Annotated in this window: 11 protein-coding genes; all 11 read right to left on the bottom strand. The window is 43.8% G+C overall.

Features of this window, described 5'->3' with window-relative positions; translation table 11 throughout:
• Positions 1–67 precede the first annotated feature (67 nt).
• Positions 68–991 (bottom strand): DUF4382 domain-containing protein, encoded by a 924-nt coding sequence (locus tag U0033_RS00275; RefSeq protein WP_072357223.1) that lies wholly within the window; start codon positions 989–991, stop codon positions 68–70.
• A 314-nt stretch (positions 992–1,305) separates the two neighbouring features.
• A complete protein-coding gene (gene glgB / locus U0033_RS00270; RefSeq protein ID WP_245801708.1) occupies positions 1,306–3,276 on the bottom strand; it encodes a 1,4-alpha-glucan branching protein GlgB in 1,971 nt (656 codons plus the stop codon).
• Between the two features lie 109 nt (positions 3,277–3,385).
• Positions 3,386–5,131, bottom strand: coding sequence for a DEAD/DEAH box helicase (locus U0033_RS00265; protein ID WP_072357221.1), 1,746 nt, complete (start codon positions 5,129–5,131; stop codon positions 3,386–3,388).
• Between the two features lie 236 nt (positions 5,132–5,367).
• Positions 5,368–6,675 (bottom strand): 30S ribosomal protein S12 methylthiotransferase RimO, encoded by a 1,308-nt coding sequence (rimO, locus tag U0033_RS00260; RefSeq protein WP_072357220.1) that lies wholly within the window; start codon positions 6,673–6,675, stop codon positions 5,368–5,370.
• 548 nt (positions 6,676–7,223) lie between these two features.
• Complete coding sequence (gene ftsY, locus U0033_RS00255) at positions 7,224–8,186, bottom strand: signal recognition particle-docking protein FtsY (RefSeq protein WP_072357219.1); 963 nt, start codon at positions 8,184–8,186, stop codon at positions 7,224–7,226.
• Between the two features lie 211 nt (positions 8,187–8,397).
• Positions 8,398–8,568: a DUF4295 family protein gene (locus U0033_RS00250; protein ID WP_072357218.1), complete on the bottom strand. Its 171-nt coding sequence runs from the start codon at positions 8,566–8,568 to the stop codon at positions 8,398–8,400.
• Between the two features lie 102 nt (positions 8,569–8,670).
• On the bottom strand, positions 8,671–8,853 hold the full coding sequence (rpmG, locus tag U0033_RS00245; protein ID WP_012790733.1) for a 50S ribosomal protein L33: 183 nt from the start codon (positions 8,851–8,853) through the stop codon (positions 8,671–8,673).
• 31 nt (positions 8,854–8,884) lie between these two features.
• Complete coding sequence (gene rpmB / locus U0033_RS00240; protein ID WP_072357217.1) at positions 8,885–9,121, bottom strand: 50S ribosomal protein L28; 237 nt, start codon at positions 9,119–9,121, stop codon at positions 8,885–8,887.
• 431 nt (positions 9,122–9,552) lie between these two features.
• Entirely contained in the window at positions 9,553–10,140 is a 588-nt protein-coding gene (locus tag U0033_RS00235; RefSeq protein ID WP_072357216.1) for a carboxymuconolactone decarboxylase family protein, read from the bottom strand.
• Positions 10,141–10,263: 123 nt separating this feature from the next.
• The gene (locus U0033_RS00230) at positions 10,264–10,818 is read right to left on the bottom strand and encodes a peroxiredoxin (protein ID WP_072357215.1); all 555 of its coding nucleotides are present in this window, start codon (positions 10,816–10,818) and stop codon (positions 10,264–10,266) included.
• A 738-nt stretch (positions 10,819–11,556) separates the two neighbouring features.
• Complete coding sequence (gene bshB1 / locus U0033_RS00225) at positions 11,557–12,288, bottom strand: bacillithiol biosynthesis deacetylase BshB1 (RefSeq protein ID WP_072357214.1); 732 nt, start codon at positions 12,286–12,288, stop codon at positions 11,557–11,559.
• Between the last annotated feature and the right edge of the window lie 93 nt (positions 12,289–12,381).

The following is a 12,381-nucleotide window of genomic DNA, read 5'->3' as shown; positions in this document are numbered from 1 at the left end:
ATATCTATAACGATATAGCCTCTCATTTTATGATGGTGTGTCTTAGTCCTTATATCCTGTTCTATACTTACTTACTCAGTTTGATCGCATTTATTGCTGTATTCTTACCAGTTTCGATTTTCACACCGGTAATTGTTGTATCAGCATACCCATTAGATGCATTTACAAATACATTGTAAGTACCTGTATTCAAACCTCTGATCTTCCACTCTCCATTCTTCCATGGTAATGCATAAGCAGTGTCAGTATTGTTGTATACAGTCAGCACCGGATACGCTTCGTAAGGGGTTACTTTACCGGAGATACTACCTGTTTCTGATACCAGGAATACGTGAATAACAGGACGCAGTATAAACTTGCCATTGCCGGTCTGGATAATAGAACGGTCTACATCGAAATCCAGCCACAGGCGGTAATGACCGCTCTGGTATTCTTCCCATTCTTCAGGACGGATGTTTACCACCAGTTTCACCTGGCCATTAAGTGCTTTCAGCGGATACTGAATGCTGTCTTTCACCAGGTAGTTGTTGTCCCCAAGGTTGATCTGGATTCTTCTTACTTTGCCTGCTGTTACTACACCTTCAGAGAGTAAGGTATCAGCGCCGTTACGCAGTGAAAGTACATCGTACACGCCTGCTGAGATAGCCAGAGAATCCCAAACCTTGCAGGAATCATTCCGGTCGTTTTTATCTTCACCCCAGTGACAACGGTTGTAGTCATTACCCCAGTCTTCACCACTATTGCTGCCACCTTTACCCTTTCCATTAGCACCATCGCAGGTATCAACGAGTACCTGTACTGACTTGATGTCCAGAAATACGTTATCAAAGCGACTGCCTGGATCATCTGCCAGGAATACATTCAGTCTCTGTTGGTTTGCGCCAAGGCCTGTTGATGCATTAGAGTTATCCTTTTTACAGGAATAAACAACTAAAGCCAACAATACTAACGTGGCTAGCCCCCATCCGGAAGTGCGGAGATAGGTCTTCATAAAAGAATGGTTTTTGGTTTAATAATAGAGATTTAGCCTACTACAGATTTGCATAAATTTTTTACTACTATCAGTAAGCTAAGGTTTGACTAAAAAAATAAACAAAAGTTTAACAGCGTATAATTTATTTTCACATGCCTTACAATAAACTCTTATTCAATTTTTTACAAAAAGCGGTTTTTAATTCTATGTGCAATTTAGTACTCTTATTGATGGGGATTCATCGCGGAATTCAGGGATTTTGTCGCAAAGTTTGTTTCAAAAAAAAGTCCTTCCCGCAGGAAGGACACTAACTATTTAAGTAAGAATAATATCTACACTTTTTTGAATATGGCAGCACCTAAAGGAGGTAATCTCAGCAGCAAAGTATACTCCTTACCGTTATACGCTTCCTGCTTCGCTTTTACAATGGCAGTATTAATTACACCACTACCGAAAAACACTTCCGCATCACTGTTCAGCACTTCTTTCCAGCTGGCATTTTCATTTACTGCCAGTAAATAATTTTCCCTGGCTATGGGTGTCATGTTCAGTATGATCAGTATATCCTCCTTCGGGTCCATTCCTTTTCTCAGGTAAGCCAACACACTATTGTCATAATCGGAAACATTCACCCATTCAAACCCGTAGTATTCAAACTGCTTTATGTACAATGCAGGTTCTGCCCTGTACAGATGATTTAGTGCTTTTACAAATGCCTTCAGGCCCTGGTGCGAAGTATGTTCCATCAGGTGCCAGTCGAGCTGTGATTTATAATTCCATTCTGATGTCTGTCCAAACTCATCGCCCATGAATAACAGTTTCGTACCCGGGTGTGTGAACATATAACTGTACATCAATCGCAGGTTCGCAAATTTCTGCCAGTCATCACCAGGCATTTTATACAGCATGGGAGATTTTCCATGCACCACTTCATCATGACTGAGCGGCAACATAAAGTTTTCTGTAAATGCATAGGCGATACTAAATGTAAGCTGATCCTGCTGGAATTTCCTGTAATAAGGATCCCGTTTGAAATACGCCAGTGTATCATTCATCCACCCCATCATCCATTTCATGCCAAATCCAAGACCGCCCATGAACACAGGTCTTGACACCCCATAAAAAGAAGTAGATTCTTCAGCGATCGTCTGTACATCCGGAAAAAGTGAATAGATTGTAGCATTCATATTTTTCAGGAAAGAGATCGCTTCCAGGTTCTCTTCTCCCCCATGTTCATTCGGTTCCCATTTACCAGCTTCGCGGGAATAATTCAGGTGAATCATAGAGGCGACTGCATCTACCCGCAATCCGTCTGCATGATATTTATCTAACCAGAATATGGCATTGCTCAATAAGAATGAGCGCACCTCATTGCGGGCATAGTTGAAGATATAGCTATTCCAGTCCGGGTGAAAGCCCTTGCGCATGTCGGCATACTCGTAAGTATGCGTGCCATCGAAACGGAATAAGCCATGCTCGTCATATGGAAAATGCGAAGGCACCCAGTCCAGGATCACACCGATTCCTTCCTGGTGAAAGGCATCAATGAAGGCCATGAATTCCTGCGGTGAACCATACCTGGAGGTAGGGGCATAATACCCCGTACCCTGGTAACCCCAGGAGCCATCAAAAGGATGCTCCATGACCGGCATAAGCTCCACATGGGTAAAACCCATTTCCTTCACATACGGGATCAATCTCGCGGCTATTTCGCTATAATTATAAAATACTTCGTGATTATTGGGATCGGGCCGCTGCCAGCTGCCCAGGTGTACCTCGTACACGGAATAAGGGCTTTGTAAGCTGTTGTGCTGACTGCGGGTCTTCATCCAGTTGCTGTCCTTCCATTTGTAGTCCAGTTCCCAGGTAATGGAGGCTGTTTTAGGACGCAGCTCCCAGTAGTTTGCATAAGGATCGCCTTTGCGCAATTCTTCCCCGGCATTAGAACGGATAAAGTATTTGTAGAGTGTACCCGGTGCTACCTGTGGTATGAAACCTTCCCAAATCCCCGATTTGTCCCAACGGGGATACAAATGGTGGCGGTGTTGATCCCAGTCATTGAAGTCGCCGATCACGGACAAGTAGGTCGCATTGGGCGCCCAGACGGCGAAATACGTACCACTCACCCCCTGAAAGGTGGTTTGATGTGACCCAAATTTTTCATACAGGTGCGGATGCCGGCCCTCCTGAAACAATGCGATATCTTGTTCAGAGAAGAGAGAAAAGGGCTCTACGGGCTGTAATTGATGCGTGTTGTCTTTTGTCATAAACCGGGAAAGGGCTGTGGATACAAGATAGTTCAAATTTTGAATTTTGAAGGCCCAATCGTGATCATATCATCAAGTATAAGGCCATAAAAAAAGAAACCGCCTCACTAAGGAAGGCGGTTTCTTTATTATTTTTCGAAATCGATTAGTATCTCTTCTTCAATCCTGGGCGCTGGCTTGAACCGCCGCCACTTCCACTACCTTCCCAACGACGTCTGCCACCACCGTCTTCACGGCTACGGCCGCCACCACCTGGGCCACCACTTCTGCGGCGATCGCCATCCTGAGACATTTCAATTCTTACGCTGCGACCATTGTACTCAGCTTTCTTGAAAGTATCCTGGAATGTTCCAACCACATCGTTTTCTACTTCGAAGAAGGAGTAAACACCTTTCAGGTCTATACGACCGATTTTGTTACCACGTACGCCGCTGGTATCGCAGAGATAGCGCAGCATATCGCCACGGGTAAAGTCGTCTACTGAACCCAGGTTGATGAACAGGCGGGTAAATTTACCATTACCACGTGTGCTACGTTCGCCAGCTTCGAAGGTACGTTTTTCTTCTTTCACGTTCAGATCAGGCGCATCCTGGTAGTATTCCAGGAACTGATTGAATTCGAGAGAAGCGAAACGTTTGATGATTTCTTCCTTGCTCATGTTCTGGAACTCTTCATATATGCGTTCCAGGTATGGCTCGATCTGCTCTTCGTTTACGACTACGCTGTGTACTTTGTGTACGAGGCCGAACAGTTGTTTTTCACATACTGCGAAACCGTCTGGTACTTCAGCTTTCAGGAATTTCTTACCGATTACGCGCTCGATCTGACGGATCTTACCAGTGTCACGGCTGCCAATGATAGCAATAGATACCCCTGATTTACCGGCACGGGCGGTACGACCGGAACGGTGGGTGTAGTTTTCAACGTCATCAGGCAGTTCGTAGTTGATGACGTGTGTTACGTTGTCAACGTCGATACCACGTGCAGCAACGTCCGTTGCTACGAGTACCTGCAGTGATTTTTCACGGAAACGTTTCATTACTTTATCACGCTGTTGCTGGGTCAGGTCACCATGCAGTGCATCGGCGTTGTAACCATCGCGGATCAGTGATTCAGCGATTTCCTGTGATTCTATTTTAGTACGGGTGAAGATGATACCGAAGATTTCAGGATTGAAATCCACGATACGTTTCAGTGCCGCATATTTTTCGCGTGGGCGCACAATATAGTATTCGTGCTCGATGTTGACGTTACCGCTGTTTTTGTTACCTACAGTCAGTTCGAACGGATCGCTCATATATTTCTGTGCGATACGGCGTACTTCCTGTGGCATGGTAGCGGAAAACAACCAGGTTGTTTTCTCTTCAGGTGTATTAGAGAGAATACTGTTGATGTCTTCCTGGAAACCCATGTTCAGCATTTCATCTGCTTCATCCAGTACTACATAACGTACGTTTGTGAAATTAACCGCTTTACGGTCAATGATGTCCAGCAAACGACCAGGAGTTGCTATCACGATGTGTACGCCTCTCTTCAGGTCACGCAATTGCTGTACGATGCTGGAACCGCCGTATACCGCTACGATGCTTACGTCTCCCAGATGCTTGCTGAAATTTTTCAGGTCATTGGTGATTTGCAGGCACAGTTCACGGGTAGGGCATAATATGAGCCCTTGTGGGTGACGCTGTTTAATATCAATCTGCTGTAACAGCGGCAGGCCAAATGCTGCCGTCTTACCGGTGCCCGTCTGGGCTAAACCTACGAAGTCTCTGTCTCCGCCGAGGAGTACAGGAATAGCTTTTTCCTGTATCGGTGTAGGCGCTACGAATCCGAGGTCCTGGATTCCTTTCAAAAGGGGCTCTTGTAAGCCTAATGTTTCAAATGTTGTCATTGATTTGCTTTGATCAGGCTCCGTCGGGAGCCCTGGTATATTATCCCAGCGAATTCTATGCACTGGGTTACTTTTCCTGTTGTTTCTTAGAACGAAACTTACGCAATCGTACCTGCGTTGGATGTAGACTTATATTAAGTTCAAATTCCTGTGTTGAAGCCCTGCTCCTGCTAAGTTTACATTTCTTCCCTTGAAGTATTCCTCTGCAAGTTTACATTCCGCTGTTGGAGGTGCTTTTATACAAGTTCACCTTCCAGGTCATAATCGTAAGCTTTCGTAATTCTTACGTTGACAAACTCACCGGGTTTCAGGCGTTTGGTGGTATTAATGATCACTTCATTATCTACTTCTACTGAATCAAATTCTGTACGTGCCAGATAACGGCCTGATTCTTTTTTATCAACGATCACACGATAGATCTTTCCAAGCATCTCCTGGTTTTTCTCCAGGGAGATTTCCTGTTGTACTTCCATGATCTCCTGTGCTCTTCGTTCCTTTTCTTCTGCCGGAATATCATCTTCCAGGTCATACGCACTGGTACCTTCTTCATGGCTGTAGGTGAAAACCCCTACCCTGTCAAAGCGCATTTTTTCGAGGAAGGCTTTGAGTTCTTCCACATCTTCAAGCGTTTCGCCGGGGAAGCCGGTGATCAGTGTAGTACGGAGTGCAATGCCGGGAACTTTTTCCCTGATAGCTGCCACCAGTTCTTCCATTTCACCACGGGTGATCTGGCGTTTCATGGCTTTCAGCATATTGTCAGCTGCGTGTTGCAGTGGCATATCGATGTAGTTACAGATGTTCGGGAACTCCTTCATTACATCTAATATTTCCATTGGGAACTTGTGCGGATAGGCATAGTGCAGACGAATCCACTCCAGTCCTTTGACGTTCGCCAATGCACGCAATAAATCTGCCAGTCTACGTTGCTTGTACAGATCCAGGCCATAATAGGTCAGTTCCTGTGCAATCAGCATGATCTCTTTCACACCAGAGTTCACCAGTTTCTCTGCTTCTGTTACTATCGCTTCGATAGGCTTAGATACATGTGTACCACGCATAAGCGGGATGGCACAAAATGAGCAGGTACGATTACAACCTTCTGCAATCTTCAGATAGGCATAATGCGTAGGTGTGCTCAACAATCTTTCACCGATCAGTTCTGCTTTATAATCAGCATCGAATTTTTTGAGAATAAGTGGCAGTTCCATGGTACCGAACCAGGCATCTACACCGGGGATCTCTGATTCGAGGTCACCGCGGTAACGTTCACTGAGACAGCCGGTTACGTACACCTTGTCCAGGCGGCCACGTTGTTTCAGTTCTACCTGCTCCAGGATGGTATTGATGGATTCTTCTTTTGCTTTGTCGATAAAACCGCAGGTGTTTACCACTACGATGTTATGATCTTTTTTTGCATTCTCATGCACCACATCAATTTCATTGGCAAGCAGCTGTCCGCTGAGTACCTCAGAATCTACCATGTTCTTGGAACATCCAAGCGTAATAATGTTAACCTTATCTTTCTTTAAAGTTTTTGTCTTCAAGCGCGAATAATTTTTTATCGGGCAAACAAGCAGATGGCTTGTCTGATTACCGCCACGAAGACATCCAGACACGAAACTGAAGAGAACAGCGAGACTTGCTGTTTAGTGACTATGAGCCTTAGTGGGGGTTATATTTGTTCAAAGAATTGCAAAGGTAGTTAATTTATTACGAATTGTCAATTCTCATTTATGTATAAACGTCAATCAGGTGAACGTATTGTAGGGTTTCATAATTTATATAGGGCCGCCCGGAGGTACTCCGTTTTAATGAAATACAGGAATTCTCAGGCTGGTACCCGTTCTGCGGTAGTATCGCCACCTTCCTTTTATAAAGATCCCGCCATCCGGGAACTAATTTTATTCATTAAACTATAATCCAACTATATAGTACAGACTGTTCAATTTTCCTGCCCGGGTATGATAGCTCATACTTCAGCCAAAGTGTGTATGAAAAATATGTGACATATCTATATCATCGTGCACGAAACCTCTGCCCCATCAAAAAGCCCCGCAATTGCTTGCAGGGCTCCAGGTAATTTTCTTCAAAATCAGCCATTCATACTGAACAGAGAATCTACAAACTCTTCTTTATTGAAGACCTGTAAGTCCTCCATCTTTTCGCCAATACCAATATATTTAACAGGAATTTTAAACTGATTCGCAATAGCAAGCACCACACCACCTTTTGCTGTACCATCCAATTTAGTGATCGCCAGGGCGGTTACTTCTGTCGTTGCGGTAAAGTGTTTTGCCTGTTCCAGTGCATTCTGACCGGTAGAGCCATCCAGTACCAGCAACACTTCGTGCGGAGCCTCTGGCAGCACTTTCTTCATTACGCGCTTGATCTTGCTCAGCTCATCCATCAGGTGAGCTTTGTTGTGCAGGCGACCCGCTGTATCGATGATGATCACATCCACCTCCCTGGCGGCGCCGCTCTGTACGGTATCGAAAGCCACTGCACCCGGATCAGAACCCATCGCCTGCTTTACGATAGGTACACCAACGCGATCACTCCAGATAGAGAGCTGGTCTACTGCCGCTGCGCGGAAAGTATCGGCAGCACCAAGCAGGACTGATTTGCCTGCTTTCTTGAAATTGTAAGCGAGTTTGCCGATAGTGGTAGTCTTACCAACACCGTTTACACCTACGACCATAATAACATATGGCTTTTTGCCGGCAGGGATATCGAAATCACGGAAACCGCTGTCTGGTGCATCTACCAGCAGACTGGCAATTTCTTCCTGGAGGATCTTATTCAGTTCGCCGGTACCCAGGTATTTATCTTTAGATACTCTCTTTTCGATTCTGTCGATGATCTTTACAGTCGTGTCCACCCCTACATCTGCAGATACCAGGGCTTCTTCGAGGTTATCGAGTACTTCTGTATCTACAGAAGATTTACCGGCAATGGCACGGCCAATCTTATTGAGGAAACTTTCTTTTGTCTTTTGTAATCCCTGATCCAGGCTTTCCTTCTTTTCTCTTGAAAAAAGCTTATTGAAAAAACTCATAGCTGTCTGTTTTTTGCCGCGACGGACTTAACAAATGTGGATGAAATATTAAATACAGCGCCAATTTACAGAAAAATGTGGAGCTGGGTAATAAATTGCTAAATGCGTCGTTTCGGGGGGCTTTCTGGTAAAGAATTAAAGAGATGGTTAAAGAAAAAAGCTGCCTCGTTTTACAAACGAGACAGCTTTCTATATAATTTATAAAGCCGAATTATTTAGCCATGTACTCCTGCACCTTATCCTTGTGCACGATAGCCTCTTTAAAGGTATATGCACCAGTTTTCGGAGAACGAACAGCCTTGATCACCTTAGTCCAAACTTTGGATTCAGCGGCTGCTTTAGCATCTTTTACCTTCGAGTTCTTGGAAGCTGCTTTTGCCATAATATTTTTTACTTAAAAGTTAAGCGAATTGTCAAAAATCTACCCTGTCAATTGCCAATCGCATCAATAGGATAAACGATTAACACCAACATTAACGATCAATTATTTGATTTCTTTGTGTACAGTTACTTTCCTTAAAATTGGATTGTACTTTTTCAACTCCAGACGTTCAGGAGTGTTCTTTTTGTTCTTGGTGCTGATGTAGCGGGAAGTACCTGGCTGACCAGAAGTCTTATGTTCTGTGCATTCCAGTATTACCTGCACCCTGTTACCTTTTTTTGCCATTTTGTATACAAATTAAGTTGAATGCTTACGATTAGATTGTTTGTCCAGCTGCACGCAATTCTTTAACTACTGCATACAAACCGTTTTTGTTGATGGTTCTTAACGCATCAGCAGAAACTTTCAAAGATATCCAGCGATCCTCTTCCGCCAGGAAAAAACGTTTTTTCTGCAGGTTAGGCAGAAATCTTCTCTTAGTCTTAATGTTAGAGAAGGAAACATGGTGACCCGTAATAGGCTTCTTTCCTGTCACCTGACATACTCTTGCCATGATAGAAAAATTTTGGACTGCAAAAGTCGCAAATTATTTTGAATTTGCAAACTAATACATCCCGTGATTAATGAATAAAAGTATTTAATTTGATGTTTTACAACATTAAGCGGTGAATTTCAATAACTTAAATTGCAGATGATCTAAAAAATTAAACATGCCTGAGCAGTTTCTTTTAAAACATATGCCCTAATTATTTAGCCCACACCTTAAAAGCCTGTAAAGAACGCCTTATGGCAGGCTCCCCGGTCATTATTGTTATCATAACAACCCTTCCTGTTTTACAACAGTATTCAGACTTCCGCACCTTGAAAAACTTATCCACATTAACTGTCGGCAGGCCATTCATCCCTCCGAAATGCCCATGGCAATGACGAATTTCAGGATTATTGTTCTTCCGGTAAGATCTTATCCGGTTAGAAACCTATCACTTACAGTAACACGATTAAACTTCTCAAAACCGCCCCCAGCCTAACTGCATCTAAGATACGGTTCTGCGTGGTGCCGTGTTTTATCAGTGCTTCTTCATGCGAAGATACACACATTTCACATCCGTTCAAAGCAGAAACGACTAAACTTATCAATTCAAAGAATTCTTTCCCTAAAACCGGGTTCGCCATGATACTCATACGGATCCCTGCGGGCTGGGTAGTATAGAATTCTTTTTTCACGAAATGACGGAAACGGTAATATACATTATTAGCTACCAGCAGACTGGTGCAGCTCAGCACTTCAGCCACTTCTTTACCATTTGCACCCTCTGCAATCGCCAGCTTTTCGAATGCCGCCTGCAGGTCCGCATGCTTTTCATTCACAGCTACTGCCAGGCCAATCAGGTAAGCTTCCTTTTTAGTGAAGGTGGTAGCATTCAGTCCGTTAGTAACGTTGATTTTTAAATCTTTCAGATAGCGGGCATCAGCATCAGACAGCTGATGTAAACGGACAGACAATGAACTCTCTGTCAGACCTACTGCCTGGAGCAGCTGTACTGCTGTATCCTGGTTGGATGTTGCGAACATATATATTATATATTATAGGTAGCGTTGGCGCTAAAATACCAACACAGCCAAAAGTTAGGGCTAAGAAAAAGTCCATAGCCGGACATCCCCAAAGGGAGCTGACTATGGACCTCGAAAAAAAAATTATGCGTTCAGGGTAGCCTGACCTTTTTCCCAGTTACAAGGGCACAGCTCGTCTGTCTGCAGCGCATCCAGTACGCGCAGTACTTCTTTCACATTACGACCTACGTTCAGGTCATACAGGGATACCCAACGTACAATACCCTGAGGATCAACGATGAAAGTAGCACGGTAAGCAACCTTTTCGTTTTCTTCCAGGATACCTAATTCTGTAGCCAGAGATTTGCTGGTGTCAGCAAGCATTGGGAACTGCAGACCACGCAGATCTTCATGATCTCTTCTCCATGCAGCGTGTACAAACTCACTGTCAGTAGAAGCACCGATCAGGATAGCGTCACGGTCTACGAAATCCTGGTAAGCTTTGTTGAACTCAGCAATTTCAGTTGGGCATACGAAGGTGAAATCCTTAGGCCACCAGAACATTACCAACCACTTACCGGAAGCTTTCAGCTCTTCAGAAGTCAGTTCATAGAATTCTTTTCCTTTCTCGATAGATACTACTGCCGTTTTCTTAAACTCCGGGAACTGTGCACCCAGAGATAAAGTTGCATTCTTCATGTGCTTGATGATTATTTATTGTTGGTTACTATTTTCCTTTTTATGGTTATATTCCGTTTAATGGAAACATCCGCTTTTGATAATACCCGCCCGGGTAATAATCTTAATGGTAAGATGCTTCAGTTCCATTCTCCGGATAATATCCCCCGAAAAAATTTAGATCCTGCAGTAAAATCTATTCATAAATTTCCATCCTGCGGAAAAATTTCCAATGCAAAGGTCACAGTCTATTCATAATTAGTCAAATAGATTTTTCCTTATAGGTTATTGAAAAAGTCTATATGCTTCCCATACCCCACGCTACACCTGGGAATTCCATTTTTGTGTTTCACTATTTCCCCTGTTTAATAGAATCTTAACGTTTTTCGAAAGGAAACGTAACTTTTTGGCACGTTATTTAGTTATACTAAGTATACTCATCTTTATTAAATACGACAGGACATGAAAACGAAAAATGTACTCTTAGTGATCCTTACGATAGGCCTTGCACTGATTCCGTTTATCAAAAACAGTTTCAGTAAACATGATGAATTTGATGCCACTCAAGATCTGTTCATCTAATGTTTGAAGGGCAACGGTGTTTCGTGCACATACCATTCATACTACCCAAATCGGGCAGCAAGGTTCCTATTGCCTTTAATTATCCCAATCTTTTCCTTCCTGTAATATCGTAACTGTTCCTTCGCCATTTATTGACAAAGGAAGCGCGTGTTTGTTATAGCAACCCCACCCATCACCTCAGGTAACATTTCCAATAAGATCCTTAAAACTTTTGATACCCAGCATCTTAGCTGTTGTAAAGCCCTCCGCATAAGGTACCCCTACCAATTGCCCAAATGATCTGTCACGACTGATAATATTCTCGAAAAATGCAGGGGAAGAAATAAATGTAGCCGGCTCATTGTCTGCCGCCGGCGCTAAGAATTGGGTTTTAAAACTCCTGATCGCCTCCTTCTTCCGCTCGATCACAGCAGAGATATCGACCACGAAATCAGGGTTTTCTATTTTATTCTGTAACATATGGAACACCTGTTTGGGGCGCCAGGCTTCCTGTGATTGTCCATCTAATGCAGTTTCAATTCTCCTTAATCCGGATAAGAAACAACTATCCGCTACCAGCACCGCGGCGCGACCATGATCCGGGTGACGGTCCTCACGGGCATTTGTCAATACGATCTCAGGACGGTATTTCCTGATCATCGTGATCACCTTCAACTGCTCTTCAGTATCGTTTCTAAAAAATCCATCGGGTAGACCCAGGTTCTCTCTTACATCCACTTCCATAACCCGGGCAGCGTCTGCAGCTTCTGCTGCGCGTATTTCAGGAGTACCACGGGTACCCAATTCTCCCTTTGTAAGGTCTAAAATGCCGGTTTTCATTCCCTGCGCAGCGTGTACCATCAGGGTACCCGCACATGCCAATTCCACATCATCAGGGTGCGCGACGATTGCTAATATGTCTAATTTCATCGTAAATACTTTCCTTTCGGGTGCAAATATACCTAATAGCGGGAAAATTTACGGCCAATGAGCTTTCGCTCATTGGCCGTACTTATGAAAGGT

Source organism: Chitinophaga sancti (genome assembly GCF_034424315.1).
Taxonomy (GTDB): domain Bacteria; phylum Bacteroidota; class Bacteroidia; order Chitinophagales; family Chitinophagaceae; genus Chitinophaga; species Chitinophaga sancti.
The sequence above is the reverse complement of the archived record's forward strand: the minus strand, read 5'-3'. Positions and strand labels throughout refer to the sequence as shown.

Coding starts and splice junctions, on each gene's coding strand:
- U0033_RS00275 (WP_072357223.1), bottom strand. CDS start 991: ATGAAGACCTATCTCCGCACTTCCGGATGGGGGCTAGCCACGTTAGTA.
- U0033_RS00265 (WP_072357221.1), bottom strand. CDS start 5,131: ATGACAACATTTGAAACATTAGGCTTACAAGAGCCCCTTTTGAAAGGA.
- ftsY (WP_072357219.1), bottom strand. CDS start 8,186: ATGAGTTTTTTCAATAAGCTTTTTTCAAGAGAAAAGAAGGAAAGCCTG.
- U0033_RS00250 (WP_072357218.1), bottom strand. CDS start 8,568: ATGGCAAAAGCAGCTTCCAAGAACTCGAAGGTAAAAGATGCTAAAGCA.
- rpmG (WP_012790733.1), bottom strand. CDS start 8,853: ATGGCAAAAAAAGGTAACAGGGTGCAGGTAATACTGGAATGCACAGAA.
- rpmB (WP_072357217.1), bottom strand. CDS start 9,121: ATGGCAAGAGTATGTCAGGTGACAGGAAAGAAGCCTATTACGGGTCAC.
- U0033_RS00235 (WP_072357216.1), bottom strand. CDS start 10,140: ATGTTCGCAACATCCAACCAGGATACAGCAGTACAGCTGCTCCAGGCA.
- U0033_RS00230 (WP_072357215.1), bottom strand. CDS start 10,818: ATGAAGAATGCAACTTTATCTCTGGGTGCACAGTTCCCGGAGTTTAAG.
- bshB1 (WP_072357214.1), bottom strand. CDS start 12,288: ATGAAATTAGACATATTAGCAATCGTCGCGCACCCTGATGATGTGGAA.